The 16,746-nt window shown below is 68.1% G+C and carries 16 protein-coding genes; 9 read left to right on the top strand and 7 right to left on the bottom strand.

The window, feature by feature from the left end; translation table 11 throughout:
• Positions 1-129 precede the first annotated feature (129 nt).
• Positions 130-1,236, bottom strand: a complete 1,107-nt coding sequence (locus ABZW96_RS34425; RefSeq protein WP_355080638.1) for a PQQ-dependent sugar dehydrogenase — start codon at positions 1,234-1,236, stop codon at positions 130-132.
• 119 nt (positions 1,237-1,355) lie between these two features.
• On the opposite strand from ABZW96_RS34425, the gene ABZW96_RS34420 reads away from it, so the two are divergent.
• The gene (locus ABZW96_RS34420; RefSeq protein WP_355080636.1) at positions 1,356-2,237 is read left to right on the top strand and encodes a DoxX family protein; all 882 of its coding nucleotides are present in this window, start codon (positions 1,356-1,358) and stop codon (positions 2,235-2,237) included.
• A 210-nt stretch (positions 2,238-2,447) separates the two neighbouring features.
• On the opposite strand, the gene ilvD is transcribed toward ABZW96_RS34420, so the two are convergent.
• Both ilvD and ABZW96_RS34410 read right to left on the bottom strand, forming a co-directional pair.
• Positions 2,448-4,289, bottom strand: coding sequence for a dihydroxy-acid dehydratase (gene ilvD / locus ABZW96_RS34415; protein WP_355080634.1), 1,842 nt, complete (start codon positions 4,287-4,289; stop codon positions 2,448-2,450).
• 336 nt (positions 4,290-4,625) lie between these two features.
• Positions 4,626-5,135: a PH domain-containing protein gene (locus tag ABZW96_RS34410; protein WP_355080632.1), complete on the bottom strand. Its 510-nt coding sequence runs from the start codon at positions 5,133-5,135 to the stop codon at positions 4,626-4,628.
• Positions 5,136-5,561: 426 nt separating this feature from the next.
• Between ABZW96_RS34410 and ABZW96_RS34405 the strand changes: the two genes are divergently transcribed.
• From ABZW96_RS34405 to ilvC, 3 genes are all read left to right on the top strand, one after another.
• Positions 5,562-7,496, top strand: a complete 1,935-nt coding sequence (locus ABZW96_RS34405) for an acetolactate synthase large subunit (RefSeq protein ID WP_355080631.1) — start codon at positions 5,562-5,564, stop codon at positions 7,494-7,496.
• The gene (gene ilvN / locus ABZW96_RS34400; protein WP_039799659.1) at positions 7,493-7,996 is read left to right on the top strand and encodes an acetolactate synthase small subunit; all 504 of its coding nucleotides are present in this window, start codon (positions 7,493-7,495) and stop codon (positions 7,994-7,996) included. The genes ABZW96_RS34405 and ilvN overlap by 4 nt, the downstream gene beginning before the upstream one ends.
• A 226-nt stretch (positions 7,997-8,222) precedes the next feature.
• On the top strand, positions 8,223-9,224 hold the full coding sequence (ilvC, locus tag ABZW96_RS34395; RefSeq protein ID WP_174372187.1) for a ketol-acid reductoisomerase: 1,002 nt from the start codon (positions 8,223-8,225) through the stop codon (positions 9,222-9,224).
• A 72-nt stretch (positions 9,225-9,296) separates the two neighbouring features.
• Here the strand turns inward: ilvC and ABZW96_RS34390 are convergent, their stop codons facing one another.
• Positions 9,297-9,713, bottom strand: coding sequence for a hypothetical protein (locus tag ABZW96_RS34390; RefSeq protein WP_355080629.1), 417 nt, complete (start codon positions 9,711-9,713; stop codon positions 9,297-9,299).
• A 251-nt stretch (positions 9,714-9,964) separates the two neighbouring features.
• Positions 9,965-10,579 (bottom strand): helix-turn-helix domain-containing protein, encoded by a 615-nt coding sequence (locus ABZW96_RS34385; RefSeq protein WP_355080627.1) that lies wholly within the window; start codon positions 10,577-10,579, stop codon positions 9,965-9,967.
• 97 nt (positions 10,580-10,676) lie between these two features.
• On the opposite strand from ABZW96_RS34385, the gene ABZW96_RS34380 reads away from it, so the two are divergent.
• The 4 genes from ABZW96_RS34380 to ABZW96_RS34365 all read left to right on the top strand — a co-directional run bounded on the left by ABZW96_RS34380 (position 10,677) and on the right by ABZW96_RS34365 (position 14,859).
• Positions 10,677-11,141, top strand: coding sequence for a nitroreductase family deazaflavin-dependent oxidoreductase (locus ABZW96_RS34380; protein ID WP_355080625.1), 465 nt, complete (start codon positions 10,677-10,679; stop codon positions 11,139-11,141).
• 187 nt (positions 11,142-11,328) lie between these two features.
• Positions 11,329-12,372 carry an acyl-CoA thioesterase gene (locus ABZW96_RS34375; RefSeq protein WP_355080623.1) on the top strand — a complete coding sequence of 348 codons (1,044 nt, stop codon included), beginning with the start codon at positions 11,329-11,331 and terminating at the stop codon, positions 12,370-12,372.
• Between the two features lie 31 nt (positions 12,373-12,403).
• Complete coding sequence (locus ABZW96_RS34370) at positions 12,404-13,288, top strand: MoxR family ATPase (protein ID WP_195042272.1); 885 nt, start codon at positions 12,404-12,406, stop codon at positions 13,286-13,288.
• 146 nt (positions 13,289-13,434) lie between these two features.
• Positions 13,435-14,859, top strand: a complete 1,425-nt coding sequence (locus ABZW96_RS34365; RefSeq protein ID WP_355080621.1) for a VWA domain-containing protein — start codon at positions 13,435-13,437, stop codon at positions 14,857-14,859.
• Between the two features lie 195 nt (positions 14,860-15,054).
• On the opposite strand, the gene ABZW96_RS34360 is transcribed toward ABZW96_RS34365, so the two are convergent.
• A complete protein-coding gene (locus ABZW96_RS34360; RefSeq protein WP_355080619.1) occupies positions 15,055-15,675 on the bottom strand; it encodes a TetR/AcrR family transcriptional regulator in 621 nt (206 codons plus the stop codon).
• A gap of 30 nt (positions 15,676-15,705) precedes the next feature.
• Here ABZW96_RS34360 and ABZW96_RS34355 point away from each other — a divergent pair, with 30 nt between their 5' ends.
• Positions 15,706-16,056 (top strand): DUF6463 family protein, encoded by a 351-nt coding sequence (locus ABZW96_RS34355; RefSeq protein WP_355080618.1) that lies wholly within the window; start codon positions 15,706-15,708, stop codon positions 16,054-16,056.
• 66 nt (positions 16,057-16,122) lie between these two features.
• On the opposite strand, the gene ABZW96_RS34350 is transcribed toward ABZW96_RS34355, so the two are convergent.
• Positions 16,123-16,746 (bottom strand): GNAT family N-acetyltransferase, encoded by a 624-nt coding sequence (locus ABZW96_RS34350; protein WP_355080617.1) that lies wholly within the window; start codon positions 16,744-16,746, stop codon positions 16,123-16,125.

Raw genomic sequence — 16,746 nt, 5'->3', positions numbered from 1 at the left:
CGCCGCGTCCGCGACGAAGTCGCCAGCGGCGGTCGCTCGGACGCGAGCCATAAGAGGGCCGCGAACACCCAGCGCCGCAGGCGCTGGAAAAATCAACACAGCACACGCCGCGCCCGCGCGGCCGACAACTCAGTCTGGTCCGCCGCCTCCGGCCTGCGGGGGCGGGATGCGGACGACGCGGTCGTCGAACGGTCCCGGCTGGCCGTCGGTCTTGTTCACCGTGGTCACCCAGATGGTTCCGTCGGCGCCGACCGCCGCGCCGCCGAGTTGCCCGTACTTGTCCTGCGCGGTCAGCGTCGGCGTCGCGGTGACCGCGTGGGTGGTGGGGTCGGCGGCGGCGATGGCGAGGGCCTTCGCGCGGGTCATCGAGATCGCGACACCGTCCGAGGCGGCGGCGCACCCGGCGACGCCGGGCCGATCCGGCCAGGTCCACATGGTGGTGACCACGCCATCGCCGCCGAGTCGCTGCAGCCGGTCCTCGGCGGCGGTGCGGTCGGTGATCCAGATGCTGTCCTTGCTGTCCCGGCACACGTCCCCGGCGGTCCCGATGCCCGAGACGGCGACTTCCGGCGTGAGTGTGCGGCCGGGCACCGGGGAGTTCACGCGCAGCAGCTTGCCCGCGAGGGAGCCGGCCGAGGCGGCCGCGCCGGGATTGCCCGCGTCGCCGGTCAGCACGAGCATCTGGTCGGACGAGGCGAATTCGATCGCGCCGTGATTTCCGCTGGAGCCCTTCGGGATTCCGGTGAGCACGTCCTTCGGTGAGCCGCCTTCGGCGATGCGGACCACCCGGTTGTCGCTGCCGGTGGTGATGTACGCGTACATCAGGCCGTCTTCGTTGTAGGTCGGGGACAGCGCGATGTCGCTGAGGCCGCCGTCGCCGGAGCCGTCCACGTCCAGGCGGGCGATCTCGACCGGCGGCTGGTCGGGCACCACCTTCAGGATCCGCCCGGTCCTGCGCTCGGCGACCAGCGCGCCGTCGGGAAGCGCGACCAAGCCGCCGGTGGTGTCCAGGCAGGTGGCCACCACCGCGGGGTCGGGATCGATGCACGGGCCGCTCGGCCGGGTGGTCGAGGTGGGCGACTGGCTCGGTTTCTTCGGATCGATGTTGGCTCCGTGCAGGGTCGGTTCCGGGGTGAACGGACTGGACGCCGAATCGTCGAACCGGGCGCATCCGACCAGCAGGACGGAGCCGAGCGCCAAGCTCGCCGCGACGCGGCCCACGACAACCAAACTCATAGCCCAGACGTTACGGAAATTCCGTCGCCCGCGCCCTTCCGGGTGGGGGTGTCGCGCGCGCACTGACACGCCGCGCTGTACTTGCCCGCCCCGGTGCGGTGCGGCATAGGGTATTGGCCGTGACCGACAAGCCGAAAGACACGCCCGAATCCGAGGCCGGGAACGCCGCTCCTTCCACGGCCGAGCAGGCGGCGGTGTCGTCCACCGGTCGGGGAGTGACCAGCCCGTACGATTCGCCGACCGAGCAGTTCGAGCGGGTGGATCCGGCCCAGCGGCCGCAGCTGTCCAAGGACGTCCCGCGCACCGAGGAAGAACTCGGGCTCGAGCCCGAGGTCCCCACCACCGGCGCGAACAGAACCGCTGCGGGCGCGACAGCGGCGCCCACCTACGACTACGCCAGCATCCCACCCGCCCCGGCCCCGCCGAGCGACACCGCGCGTCTACGTCGCCGCAACGGCGAGGTCCGCCGCGGCACGCTCGATCTCGGATTGTTGCTGCTCCGCTTGGTCGTCGGCGCCACTTTCCTCTACCACGGCCTGCAGAAGCTGACCGGCTGGTTCCACGGCCCCGGCCTGGACGGCACCCGCGACATGATGGAGCGCGGCGGCTGGGACCACCCGAGCGTGTCCGCCCTCCTGGTGACAGCGGGCGAGGTCGGCGGCGGTGCGCTGCTGATCCTCGGCCTGCTGACTCCGCTGGCGGCCGGTGCGGTGCTCGCGGTCATCCTGGACGCCTGGGCCTGGAAGCAGGGCATGGCCCCCGGGTTCCAGTACAAAGCCGGTCCGGGAGCGGTGGAATACGAGAGCGTCCTCGCGGGCGTCTCGGCCGTCATTATCCTGACCGGCCCCGGTCGCCTGTCCTTCGACCGCAACCGTGGCTGGGCCATCCGCCCCGCCTCCGGCTCCTTCGTCATCCTGCTTCTCGCTGTGGCGGCCGCGGTCGGCGCGTACTGGTACCTGCACGGCGGCAACCCACTGACGGGCATCGGCCCCTTCGACTGATCAGGACGAACAAGAGGCCCTTCATCCCGTAACGGGATGAAGGGCCTCCGTCGTTCGACCACCTGAGGCTGCCCGTGACAACTGATTTCGTATGGACATGGGTAACTCGCCGGGTACGCCCAAAATCCGTGACCCACCTGACGCAGGACCTGAGACCAGGTCCTGTCGCACCGAACTCGTACGGCCTCGAGACCCGGAGAGGCGGGAAGCCTAGGGCACGTGGCGGACAGCGCCTTTGTCGGCCGAGGTCGCCATCGCGGCGTACGCCCGCAGCGCGGTCGTCACCGGACGATCGCGGTTGACCGGCTGCCACGGCCGTTCGGAGGCTTCCATCTTCGCGCGGCGCTCGGCGAGCGCCGCATCGTCGACGAGGACCTCGAGCGTGCGGGTGGTCACGTCGATGCGGATCTGGTCGCCGTTCTCGATCAGGCCGATGACACCGCCGCTGGCCGCCTCGGGGGAGATGTGCCCGATCGACAGGCCCGAAGTGCCGCCGGAGAAGCGGCCGTCGGTGATCAGCGCGCACTCCTTGCCGAGGCCGGAGCCTTTCAGGAAGGCGGTCGGGTGCAGCATCTCCTGCATGCCGGGGCCGCCCGCGGGCCCTTCGTAGCGGACCACGATCACGTCGCCCGGCTTGATCTTCTTGCCGAGGATGACCGACACGGCCTCCTCCTGCGAGTCCACCACCACCGCGGGGCCCTGGAAGGAGAACAACTCCTCGTCGATGCCCGCGGTCTTGAGCACCGCGCCGTCGGGCGCGATGTTGCCGCGCAGCACGACCAGGCCGCCTTCCTTGGTGTAGGCGTGCTCGAGGTCGCGGATGCAGCCGCCCTCGGCGTCGGTGTCCAGCGACGACCAGCGGTTGTCGGTGGAGAACGGCTCGGTGGTGCGCACCCCGCCCGGGGCGGCGTGGAAGAGTTCGATGGCTTCCTGAGAGGCCTTGCCCGAGCGGATGTCCCAGGTGTCGAGCCATTCGTCGAGGCTCGCGGTGTGCACCGTGGTGACGTCGGTCTCCAGCAGGCCCGCCCGGCGCAGCTCGCCGAGGATCGCGGGGATGCCGCCCGCGCGGTGCACGTCCTCCATGTGGTAGTCGGAGTTGGGCGACACCTTCGACAGCGTGGGCACCCGGCGGCTGATCTCCTCGATGGTGTGCAGATCGAAGTCGACCTCGCCTTCCTGCGCGGCGGCGAGCGTGTGCAGCACGGTGTTGGTCGAACCGCCCATCGCCACGTCCAGCGCCATCGCGTTGCGGAAAGCCTTGGCGTCGGCGACGTTGCGCGGCAGCACGGACGCGTCGTCCTCGCGGTACCAGCGGTTGGCGATGTCCACCACCACGGTGCCCGCCCGCTCGAACAGCGCCCGGCGCGCGGCGTGCGTAGCGAGGGTGGAGCCGTTGCCGGGCAGCGCCAGACCCAGTGCCTCGGTGAGGCAGTTCATCGAGTTCGCGGTGAACATGCCGGAGCAGGAACCGCAGGTCGGGCACGCGGAGCGCTCGACCTCGGACAGACCCTCCTCCGACACCGCCTGATTCGCGCTCGCGGAGATCGCGGTGATCAGGTCGGTCGGCGCCTGCGCGACCCCGCCGACGACGACGGCCTTGCCCGCTTCCATCGGGCCGCCGGAGACGAACACCGCCGGAATGTTCAGCCGCATGGCCGCATTGAGCATGCCCGGGGTGATCTTGTCGCAGTTGGAGATGCAGACCAGCGCGTCGGCGGTGTGCGCGTTCACCATGTACTCGACGGAGTCGGCGATGATCTCGCGCGAGGGCAGCGAGTAGAGCATGCCGCCGTGACCCATGGCGATGCCGTCGTCGACGGCGATGGTGTGGAATTCGCGCGGCACGCCACCGGCGGCGCGCACCGCGTCGGCCACGATCTCGCCGACGTTCTTCAGATGCACATGGCCGGGGACGAACTGGGTGTAGGAGTTCGCGATGGCGACGATCGGCTTGCCGAAGTCGGTGTCGGTCATGCCGGTGGCGCGCCAGAGTGCGCGTGCGCCTGCGGCATTGCGGCCGATGGTCGTGGTTCGTGAACGAAGCGGTGGCATTTCGATGGTCCTCGGGTCGCGGGGGCTGACGTGCGACGGCGCAGAGCGTGCTCGGCGGAGCACCACGTTACTCCCGGTGGGCGTGCCCACCTGCTGGGTGGTGTGGCGTCTCATCGCGGTCGGCCGGGTCGGGTGTGTCGCCGGTGCGTGGTGTCGCGGGCGACGACGGTGACGCCGGAGGTACCGGAACGTCGGGGTGGGGACGAGGAGGATCAGTGCTCCGGGGAAATCATCCCATCACTCGACCGCAACCTCCCAACGGCGGCGAATGTTCCGCTTCGGCGCGATGGGGCTCGAGCCGGGCAACTGGAGCGTCGGTCGGTGTGACCGAACTCGCTACGTCGCGCTGTCGCGTCGCGTGCCTTCTTCGGCGTTCTCACCGGACTTCGCCAAGCCATTGGTCGCCGGATCGCCCTCGGTATTCGAGGTCCCGCTACTCGCGTCCGAGGGTTCGGCGGGGGACTCTCCCGTCGCGGGTTCCCTCGGCTCCGCGAACGGGTCCGGAATCCGTCCGCCGGAGAAAGCGGCCAGATCGCGCAGCCGGTCATAACTCACCGCGGGCAACTTCACTTCGCTGCCGTCGGTCAGGTCGGCGCGCACGTATCCACGCTTCGGGATTCGCACACCCTTCACCTGTGCCCAGTCGAGGTGGCGGGAGCCGAACAGCGTCCGCAAATCCAGCCCCGCGTCCGAGACGCCGGTCTGCGTCCGCAGCACCCAAGCCAGCACCGCGACGGGGATCAGCAGCAGCCACCACAGTCCGGCGGGCCAGCCGACGAAGGGGAAGAACACGCACATCAGCAGGATGAATACGCCCAGGAACGCCAGCCGTGGGATGCGGATCACATGGGCGTCCGAGGCGCCACCCGTATCCGTCGTCCCCGCGGGTGTGTGGGACGATTCAGACGGTGGCACGGACTGATGCGGTGATGACACACCACCATCCTCGCATCCTGATGAACGGACACAAGCAACCGCACTCTCCCACATAATGGGACACACGGGGTCATCTGTTTGACTCTTCGGTTCACACCCGCTTAACGTCGTGCGCGTGAATCGAAACGAGTTGCTCGTAATCGGCCGGCGCGTCCAGCGTTGAGCCTGACACACTGAGTCGAATACGTCAGCTCGCGTTGCGACGCGCCACCCTCGATCAGCCCTGCGCTGTCGGGGGCTTTTTTATGTTCGGACTAATGTCCGGCATGGCGAAGCGCAAGACACCGCTGACACAACATCCGGGGTCGGAACCACAACCAGTAAGGAACGAAGACGGTGAGCGCACCTACCGCACGGCCCGGGCCTTCGGCCCGTAGGCCAGCGCCTTCGGCGAATCAGCAGGCCACGCCCGCTGCCAACGCGACGTCCGCGGCCAACCGCCGCCAGCTCCCGCCCGAGCGGGTCACCGGCGCGCAGTCGGTCATCCGGTCGCTCGAGGAGCTCGGTGTCGACACCGTATTCGGCATTCCGGGCGGCGCGATCCTTCCCGTCTACGACCCGCTTTTCGATTCCACCAAGGTGCGTCATGTGCTCGTCCGCCACGAGCAGGGCGCGGGCCACGCCGCCACCGGTTACGCCCAGGCGACCGGCAAGGTCGGTGTGTGTATGGCCACATCCGGCCCCGGCGCGACCAACCTGGTCACCCCGATCGCCGACGCGCAGATGGACTCCGTCCCGATCGTCGCCATCACCGGCCAGGTCGGCCGCGGCCTGATCGGCACCGACGCGTTCCAGGAAGCCGATATCTCCGGCATCACCATGCCGATCACCAAGCACAACTTCCTGATCACCGAGGGCGTCGACATCCCGCGCATCATCGCGGAAGCGTTCTACCTCGCCGCCTCGGGCCGTCCCGGCGCCGTGCTGGTCGACATCCCGAAGGACGTGCTGCAGGCGCAGACCACCTTCACCTGGCCGCCGGAGATGCGGCTGCCCGGCTACCGTCCGGTCACCAAGCCGCACGGCAAGCAGGTGCGCGAGGCCGCGCGGATGATCATGGAAGCCAAGGCTCCCGTGCTCTACGTCGGCGGCGGCGTGATCAAGGCCGACGCCTCGGCCGAGCTGCTGCAACTGGCCGAGCTCACCGGCATCCCCGTGGTCACCACGCTGATGGCGCGCGGCGCGTTCCCCGACAGCCACCGCCTGAACATGGGCATGCCCGGCATGCACGGCACCGTGGGCGCGGTCGCCGCGTTGCAGCGGTCGGATCTGCTGATCACCCTGGGCGCGCGGTTCGACGACCGCGTCACCGGTCAGCTGGACTCCTTCGCGCCCGGCGCCAAGGTCATCCACGCCGACATCGACCCGGCCGAGATCGGCAAGAACCGCCACGCCGATGTCCCGATCGTGGGCGACTGCCGCGAGGTGATCATCGAGCTGATCGAGACCCTGAAGGCCGACCCGTCCGCGGGTGACGCGCTGCCGCTGGCGCTGACCGACTGGTGGACCTACCTCGACGGCGTGCGCGACGCCTACCCGCTGGGCTGGACCCCGCCCGCGGACGGTTCGCTGTCGCCGGAGTTCGTCATCGAGGCGCTCGGCCGCCTGGCCGGACCCGACGCGATCTACTGCGCGGGCGTCGGCCAGCACCAGATGTGGGCCGCCCAGTTCATCAAGTACGAGAAGCCGCGCACCTGGCTGAACTCCGGTGGCCTGGGCACCATGGGCTACGCCGTCCCGGCGGCCATGGGCGCCAAGATGGGCGCGCCGGACAAAGAGGTGTGGGCGGTCGACGGTGACGGCTGCTTCCAGATGACCAACCAGGAGCTGGCCACCTGCGCCGTCGAGGGCGTCCCGATCAAGGTCGCGCTGATCAACAACGGCAACCTCGGCATGGTGCGCCAGTGGCAGACGCTGTTCTACCAGGAGCGTTACTCCAACACCGACCTTGGCACGCACACCTTGCGCATCCCCGACTTCGTGAAGCTCGCCGAAGCCCTCGGCTGCCACGGCATCCGCGTGGAGCGCGAGGAGGACGTGGAGGCCGCGATCCGCGAGGCGCAGTCCATCAACGACCGTCCCGTGGTGATCGACTTCATCGTCGGCAAGGACGCGCAGGTGTGGCCGATGGTCGCCGCGGGCACCAGCAACGACGAGATCATGGCCGCTCGCGGCATCCGCCCGCTGTTCGACGACGACGAGCAGGCCTCCGAGCCCGCGGTCATCCACACGGCGATGTCGCACGAACAGAACAAGGTGAACAACGGATGAGTACCACGCATACCCTCAGCGTTCTCGTCGAGGACAAACCGGGCGTGCTGGCACGGGTCGCGGCGCTGTTCTCCCGCCGCGGCTTCAACATCGAGTCGCTGGCGGTCGGTGGCACCGAGCTCCCCGAGATCTCGCGCATGACCATCGTCGTCACCGTCGAAGACCTGCCGCTGGAGCAGGTCACCAAGCAGCTCAACAAGCTGGTGAACGTCATCAAGATCGTGGAGCAGGATTCCGACAGCTCGGTGGCCCGCGAACTGATCCTGGTGAAGGTGCGCGCCGACGCCAGCGTGCGGACCCAGGTGATCGAGGCCGTGGGGCTGTTCCGCGCGAAGGTCATCGACGTGTCGCCGGACGCGCTCACCGTCGAGGCGACCGGAACCCGGTCCAAGCTCGACGCGCTGCTGCGGATGCTCGAACCGTACGGCATCCGGGAGATCGTGCAGTCCGGTGTCGTCGCGGTGGGGCGTGGACCGAAGTCCATCACCGCCACGCGATGAGCTGACGAGCGGCATACCGATGGGGCCGACCGCACAGCGGCGGCCACACGCTAGTCTTTCTGCGATCGACGGTTGGCGTGCCGCCTCCCCGCTCACGCGGGAATGATCCCCTCCCGCGGCTGCGGGGGTGATCCGATCCAGAACAACGTAAATCCGCACCGGCGCAAGCCGGTGTGCCCCGCCTCGCGCGGGGATGATCCCGGAAGGAACCACAGTGGCAGTCGAGATGTTCTACGACGACGATGCCGACCTGTCGATCATCCAGGGCCGCAAGGTCGCTGTCATCGGCTACGGCAGCCAGGGTCACGCGCACTCGCTGAGCCTGCGCGACTCGGGCGTCGAGGTCCGCGTCGGTCTGGCCGAGGGTTCGAAGTCGCGTCCGAAGGCCGAGGAGGCGGGCCTGACCGTCGGCACGCCCGCCGAGGTCTCGGAGTGGGCGGACGTCATCATGGTGCTCGCGCCCGACACCGCGCAGGCGTCGATCTTCACCAACGACATCGAGCCGAACCTGAAGGACGGCGACGCGCTGTTCTTCGGCCACGGCCTCAACATCCACTTCGGCCTGATCAAGCCGCCCGCCAACGTCACCATCGGCATGGTCGCCCCGAAGGGCCCGGGCCACCTGGTGCGTCGTCAGTTCGTCGACGGCAAGGGCGTTCCGGCGCTGATCGCGATCGATCAGGACCCGAAGGGCGAGGGCCAGGCGCTGGCGCTGTCCTACGCCAAGGGCATCGGCGGCACCCGGGCGGGCGTCATCAAGACCACCTTCAAGGAAGAGACCGAGACCGACCTGTTCGGTGAGCAGGCCGTGCTGTGCGGCGGCACCGAGGAACTGGTGAAGACCGGTTTCGAGGTCATGGTCGAGGCCGGTTACGCGCCGGAGATGGCCTACTTCGAGGTGCTGCACGAGCTGAAGCTGATCGTCGACCTGATGTACGAGGGCGGCATCGCGCGGATGAACTACTCGGTCTCCGACACCGCCGAGTTCGGTGGCTACCTGTCGGGCCCGCGGGTCATCGACGCCGACACCAAGAAGCGCATGCAGGACATCCTCAAGGACATCCAGGACGGCAGCTTCGTCAAGCGTCTGGTCGCCAACGTCGAGGGCGGCAACAAGGAGCTCGAGGCGCTGCGCAAGAAGAACGCCGAGCACCCGATCGAGGTCACCGGCGCCAAGCTGCGCGGCCTGATGAGCTGGGTCGATCGCCCGATCACCGAGACCGCCTGATACCCAGGCCGATTCGCGCGGTGGCCCGCTCCGGAGTTCCGGAGCGGGCCACCGGCGTCTTTCGCGGAGTTTCTAACTGCTGCCGAACGAGCCAGTGCCCGGGAAGCCCTGACCCCAGCCGCCGCCCTGGCCCCAGCCTTGGTTCCAGCCTCCGCCCCAGCCTTGGTTCCAGCCTCCGCCCCAGCCTTGGTTCCAGCCTCCGTCGCCCCAGCCCTGGTTCCAGCCTCCGCCGCCCCAGCCACCACCCTGGCCCCAGCCAGGACCGCGGCCATAAGGTGGTGCGCCGTAGTGCGGTTTGTCGATCAAGACGTTGTTGTTGCAACTCCAGTCCTGGAACGGGCCGAAGGCGCACTGGTTGTAAGCCGGAGCGACCTCGGGTGTGCTCGGGGTGGCGGAGGCGGGCATCGCCAGCGCGGTCAACGGAATCGCGGCGATCGCACCGGCGACGGCCACACGAAATATACGGCGTGCGCTGATTGACGAGAACAACGTAAATCCCTTTCACTCTGCGGCGAGCGTCTCCGCCCGCCATCCCCCCGTTGCGGTGTCCGCCCACGGCCCACCCCCGCAGACAGATCTTGGATCTACGGTCACTGCTTCGCGGTCGCGCTTACCGACGGGACAGCGACTGCATAGCTACACTCTTGCGCACTCGCCGCCGAAGGTCACGGGTGTTTTCTCCCCTGCGGGGCAAATCGAACCGCGGTATTAGGGAGTTCCCCTATCGCCGCACCCCGGGATCAACCGAAGAGTGGCAGCACCGTGTCCACGATGTCGGTCGGCGACGGCAGTGACGTGAACGCGCTCGCTGGGCTCAGGTGGCGTTGCAGCGCGCGCTGATGCGCCGCGCCCACCAGCAGAAGCGCTGCCGCGCGCAGATTTACGGCGCTCGGGGCGGAGGGTTGCGCGGCCGCGAGCCGCGCCTGCATCGCGTCCACCGCGCGGTGCGGATCGATGTCCGCCTCCTGGGCGCGATCGAGGTAGCGCGCGCGTAGTTCGGCGTCGGATTGGATCGCGGCGGCTACGGGGATCGTGGCGACGAAGAAATCTTCCAGCGCTTCCATCAGGGCGACGAGATCGGCGCGCAGGTCTCGGTGCGCGTCGATGTCGCCGAGGACGTCCTTGACCGGTCGCAGATGCCGTTGGACCACCGCCTGCAAAAGCCCGGTCCGGTCGCGGAAGTGATAGAAGATGCTCGACTCGGCGACACCGGCGCGGTCGGCGACCCCTTTCGTGGACAGCCGCGCCACACCCTCCTCGGCGAGGGTTCGCTCCGCGGCGGCGATCACCGCGTCGCGGACGCCCGTCGAGGGACGCCCACGGCGGCGGCCTTCGACCCGGCCGGATGCCGTCACGAATCCTCCGATCTTTCGTTCGTCACCCCTTGCAGTATGCCCGACGCGGTCGTATTTTCTGAGTAGATACTCAGTAAATCTCTCGGAGGTGACCGATATGTCCAGCCAGGCTTCGGTGCGGCGGCCCCCATCGCGATTCCAGCGCACCGGGGACGCGGTCGTAAGGTCGTTGCTCCGGTCTCCGCTGCATCGGGTGCTCAGCGGCAGGTTGCTGCTGGTCACGGTGCTCGGGCGGAAATCGGGGCGCGAGTACACCAATCCGGTCGGATATGCCGACCATGACGGAGCGCTGCTCGTCGGCACGACGGCCGGATGGCGGCGCAATCTCCGCGACGGTGAAGCCGTGCGTGTCCGGCTGCGCGGCAGTGAGATTCGTGCCAGAGCCGAAGTGATCGCCGACGAGGCCCGTCTCGCCGCGCTCGCTCCGGTGGTGGTGTCGGCGAATCCGATCCACGGGCGCTACGCGGGTATCGAACTGGAGCCGGACGGGACGGTCGATCGCGACGATCTGCGGCGAGCCATGGCGAACGGATATGCGATCGTTCGTCTGATCCCGGTCTGAGGCGGGCCGGATCGTTGGTCCGTTTCGCGTCGTCCGGATCGCTCTCCCGCCGCCGCGCGGTAAGGCATCCGTTGTAGCGACCGCCTGGTTACTCGCTCGTACGGCGGTTGGGGCCTACTGTTCTCCCGGACAACGAGGTCGGAGAAATGTACACCCGGAGATTCCCTGTCCGAACGGATTCCGCACCGTGGCCCACTCGACAAAGCTCGACCGCACCGTGACCGTCCCGACCTCGGCCGGCCGCCGACCCGAGGCGATCCACCGATTTCTCGTGAAGCCCGACGACGCGGGCATCGTCGGATCGGTCGACGGCGGCAAACTCCTGGAATGGATCGACAAGGTCGCCTACGCGGCGGCGGCCCAGTGGAGCGGTCGCTACTGCGTCACCGCCTACGTCGGCAATATCCATCTCGACCGGCCGATCGCGATCGGTGAGCTGGTCGAATTGCATGCGAATCTGGTCCACACCGGGCGCACCAGCATGCACATCCTGGTCACCGTCTATTCGACCGATCCCACCCGGGTGCAGCCGGTGCAGTCGGCGCAATGCCTGACGATCTTCGTCGCCGTGGACGACGACCGGCGCACCGTGGAAGTGCCGCAATGGAATCCCGCCACGCTGCTGGAATTGCAGCGGCACCGCCAGGCGCGAGCCCGGGTCTCGGTGCGCAAGCTGATCGAGGAGGCGATGGCCGCGCAGCGGTACACGTCGGCGGGCACCGCGCCGAGCGCCACACTGCGGTTCCTGGCCGCGCCGTCGGACATCAACTGGGGCGGCAAGGTGCATGGCGGCCGCACGATGCGATGGATCGACGAGGCGGCCTATGTCTGCGGTGCGGACTGGGCGGGGCAGCGGGTCATCACTTCGTACTTCGGCGGCATCCGCTTCTACCGGCCGATCGTCATCGGCCATGTCGTCGAGGTCACCGCGCGGCTGATCCACACCGGCCCGCGCAGCATGCACGTCAGCGTGCATGTGACCTCCACCGACGCCCACTCCGACGAGCCCGCGCTCGCCGCGCACGGTCTCGCCGTGGTCGTCGCGCTGGACGGCGAGGGCAAAGCGCGGCCGGTGCCGCGGTGGGAGCCGGTCTCCGAGGAGGATCGCGCGCTGGACGCGCACGCCCGGCACCTCATCGAACTGCGCTCGCTGGTCGAGCCGTTCACCGTGGCGAGCGCCGTGCCGTCGGACGCCGAGCCGAGCCATTTCCGCATACCTGCGCCGAGCTGAGGCCCAAGCGCCCGGTCTAGACTAGTTACCGATGAGTAAGTTCTTCGCGTCGGTGGACGAGGTGACCGGGCGTCTCACCGAGGCCGGGTACCTCCCGTCCCTCGATATCGCCACCGCCGTGTTCCTCGCGGGCCACCTCGGCAAGCCCCTGCTGATCGAAGGCCCGGCGGGCGTCGGCAAGACCGAGCTGGCCAAGGCCGTCGCCGCGGCGACCACGTCCGACCTGGTGCGGCTGCAGTGTTACGAGGGCATCGACGAGGCCCGCGCCCTCTACGAGTGGAACCACGCCAAGCAGCTGCTGCGCATCACCGCCTCGGACGACGAAGGCTGGGACAGCACCCGCGACCACGTCTTCACCGAAGAGTTCCTCCTCGCGCGCCCGCTACTGGCCGCCATCCGTAACCCGCGCTCCACGGTGCTGCTCATCGATGAACTCGACAAAGCCGATGTGGAGTTGGAAGGCCTGCTGCTCGAGGTGCTCGGCGACTACCAGGTGAGCATCCCGGAACTCGGCACCGTCACCGCGGTGCGCAAGCCGTTCGTGATCGTGACCTCCAATGCCAACCGCGAGCTGTCCGAAGCGCTCAAGCGGCGCTGCCTGTACCTGCACATCGATTACCCGACGGCGGAATTGGAGCGGGCGATCGTGCGGATGAAGGTTCCGGAGCTGGACGAGGCGCTGGGAGAGCCGGTGGTCCGCGTGGTCGGTGCGTTGCGCCAGCTCTCGTTGCGCAAAGCGCCGTCGATCGCCGAAACCGTCGATTGGGCGAAGACGCTGGTCGCTCTGGGTGCGCGCAATCTATCCGGTGGCGTCGTCCGCTCGACGCTCGGTGTGCTGTTGAAATATCAATCCGACCACCGCGTGGCGATCGAGCGGCTCGGACTCGATCTGGATGCCGAGCAAGGAGGACGGTGAGATGAAGTGCCCCCTCGGGCTCGCGCCACTCCTGCCGTTCGCAACCCAACCCGCCCCGAGGCTCGGCGCGTCTGCTCCCTCGAACCGGACTTACCGTCCGGGCGGATCATTGCGCTGCTTGTGGCGCGAGGTTGCCGGAGTCGAGCATGAGCATCGCTGAAAACCGCCTCGGCGAGACGGGCCGCCGAGGCTCCGACTCGATAACCGATCGCCTCGTCGAGTTCGTCGGACTCCTGCGGGATCACGGCATCAACGCGGGGCCGAGTGAAACCATCGACGCGGCTGAGGCGATGATCGCCCTCGGAATCGATGATCGCAATCGCTTGCGCTCCGGCATGGCCGCCTGCCTGCTGCGCCGCAATGGTCAACGCGCCGTGTTCGATCAACTCTTCGACCTGTATTTCCTTACCGCCCAACAGCCACAGTCCGTCGATCCGTCGACGCCCGAATCCATCGAAGCGCTGCGAGATCGGCTCGTCTCCACACTGGCACAGGACGATTCGGAATCGGTCGCCGAACTGGCCCGCCAGGCACTGACCGAACTCGGCGGCTACGGCGGCGCGGGCGCCGGGCAGTCCACCGCGCCGATCACCACCGCATCCGGCGCGGGCTGGTCCTCTTACCTGACCATGAAAGCCCTACGCCCGGACGAACTCATCGATCGCGTCGTGGCGGGCATGAACGGCTCCTCCCAGCTCGACACCACCGTCCACACCATCGAGGCCAACCGCCGCCTCGCCGCTTTCCGCACCGCCGTCCAAACCGAGGCCCGCCTGCGCTCGGCACAGCTGCGCGGCACCGAATACATCGCCCGCCGCGGCGTCGAATCCAGCACCGACCAGATCGATTTCCTCGGCGCACGCGAACAGGACCTCGCCGAAATGCGTCGCCTGGTCCACCCTTTGGCCCGCAAACTCGCCACCCGCCTCGCCGTCCGCCGCCGCAAAGCCGTGCGCGGCCAGATCGACCTACGCCGCACCCTGCGCCGCTCCATGGCCACCGGAGGCGTCCCCATCGACCCGGTCCTGCGCGCCCGCAAACACGGCCGCCCCGACCTGGTCGTCCTCGCCGACATCTCCGGCTCGGTCACCGGCTTCGCCGAATTCACCCTTCAGCTGATCCAGGCCCTGCAAGACCAGTTCAGCAAGGTCCGCAGCTTCGGCTTCGTCGACACCTGCGACGAGATCACCCACTTCTTCACCCCCGGCGAACCTTCGACCCCCGGCACCGCCGCCCGAATCATCCGCTCCACCAAGGTCGCCCGCTTCGGCAGTTCCAACTACGGGGAAGCCTTCCAAGGGTTCCTCGACAACTACGCCGATGCCCTCGGCCCGCGCACGTCCGTTCTTATCCTCGGCGACGGGCGCACGAACCGCACGGACCCGAATCTCGCTGCGGTGCAGACGATTACCGACCGGGCGAAGCACACCTACTGGCTGAATCCCGAGCCGTCTCGGTCATGGTCGACGGGGGATTCCGCAGCCCACGTGTACGCGGAATGCGTGACGATGCACGAGTGCCAGAACGTCAAGCAGTTGAGCGAAGTCGTCGCGCGGTTGCTGCCTGCGTGACTCGGCTCGCTGAGGGACGTCGAATCGCATCGGCGCGTCTCCGGCCGAGCTATTCTGCTACCCGCACCGGCGTCAGCAGACGCAGTCGGCGAGCGAATCGGGGGCCGACTCGTCTCGTTGGTCCCGAAACCGCTTCCTCCCGTCGGCTACGGGCATGGTCGACCTGGCGCTGACGATGAGAAGATCAGGCCCGGCTCAGCCACTACCGGCGTCGCCGCCCACTCGGATGCCTGTCGGGCGCAGCTTGTGCACAACGGCGGCCGTGGCGGTGGCGATGACGTCGTCGACCCAGTCCGGAATGGGCGCCGCGTTCGCGATGTACTCGCGGACGAGCCCGTATGGAATCGCCTTGACGGCAGCCACCGCGATCGCCATGCGATGCTCGTCGGCCTCGCCGAATTCCGCCGCGACGGCAGCGCGTAGCGCGTCGTTCATTCGGTCGTTGACTCCTGCGATGTCGGCGCGCAACTCGGCAGAGCCCACTTCGAGCAGTTCCTCCCGCCGGAACATCTTCATCGCCCGAGCTTCGGTGGGATGCTCGCGGCAGTATCGCGGCAGGTGCATCGCGGCGGTGAGCAGCGGGTCGGCTCCCTCCAGCGCGGCGACGACTCCGATCTGGAAGCGCCGGATCGAGCGCAGCCAGAGTCGTGCGAGCAATTCTTCCCGGGAAGCGAAGCGCACGTAGATCGATCCGGTGTGGATGCCGGAGGCGGCGCTGATCGCGGCGATCGTGGGCCGGGTCGTCGCCGGATCGGCGAGCAAGTCGCGCGCGGCGTCGAGAACCTGGTCATCGGTGAATCGCCGGGGTCTTGCCATGAGGGACAGCCTAAGGCAGAGTTTAAGAATATGGATTCAAAAATTGCGCTTCCGCTGACCGGCGGCCTACTCGCATTCATCGGATCGGCGCATACCGCGCTCGGTGTTGTCATCTGGGCAACCGGTCGAGAGCAGACCGAACTCGCCTTCTGGTTCACCGCGTTCGGCGTCGCCGCCGTCGGCTTCGGCATCGCCGTGATCGAGACGGAGCGAACCCGCGGCTACGTACCAGCGCCGATCCTCGGCGCAATCGCTGTTCTCACCGCGTTCGGCCTCGTATTCGAGCCTGTGTCAGGGTTTCTCACCGTCCTGATACCGCTGGCCATCGGTGTCCGCGGGTGGGTGCGCCACCGGCGTATTGCCGCGGTCCCGGCAGGGTGAGTCGGACCCCGCTCGGCCACGGCGGACACGAATCGCTGCATGGAAGCGCTGAGCCGCAGCTCTTCCTCAACGTGCAGCAGCACCTTTCTGGTCCACGTGAGCCTGTTGAAGATCGCGCATCAGAACATCGAATCGCGGCGCATCGGGCCAATCCGGGCGCAGTGTGCCGACGCGATACCACCCCCAGCGGCGATAGTTGTCATACGCCCGGCGGTTATCCGGTCGGATAAGCAGCGTCGCGCGCTGTTCCGGCCGACCCTCGAGCAACTCGTCGTGCAGGGCACGCGCAATCCCCTTCCTCGTGAACTGTTTGCGCACCATGATCTCGCTGAACGCGAATGTGCGAGAGCCGTTCTCGGCGGTGAAGGACGCTTGGTCGCCCGCGTCAAGTTTCAGTCCGTCCCACCACGCGGTCTTGGCAGTGAGCGGCCAACCCCATGCCTGGCCGCAGGGTTCGCCGTCGAGGCGGGCGATCACCAGCTCGAAGGCACCGGCGCGGGCGGGGTCGGTGTAGGCGTCGAAGCGGTGCATGAACGCTTCGGGCGATTCGAACTCCTCACCGGACTCGATCGCGTCAACGTAGGATTCTCGGAAGATGCGCTCGACGTCATCGCGGAGTTCGCGTGCCTGCGCGGCGGTGTAGCGCTGAAAGTTGATGCCAACCGTTGACGCGAAGTCCTCAGAGGTCAT

The sequence above is a fragment of the Nocardia sp. NPDC004168 genome (assembly GCF_040610355.1).
GTDB classification, from domain to species: domain Bacteria; phylum Actinomycetota; class Actinomycetes; order Mycobacteriales; family Mycobacteriaceae; genus Nocardia; species Nocardia sichangensis.
Note: the sequence above shows the minus strand (reverse complement) of the source record. Positions and strands in the feature narration are given on the sequence as shown.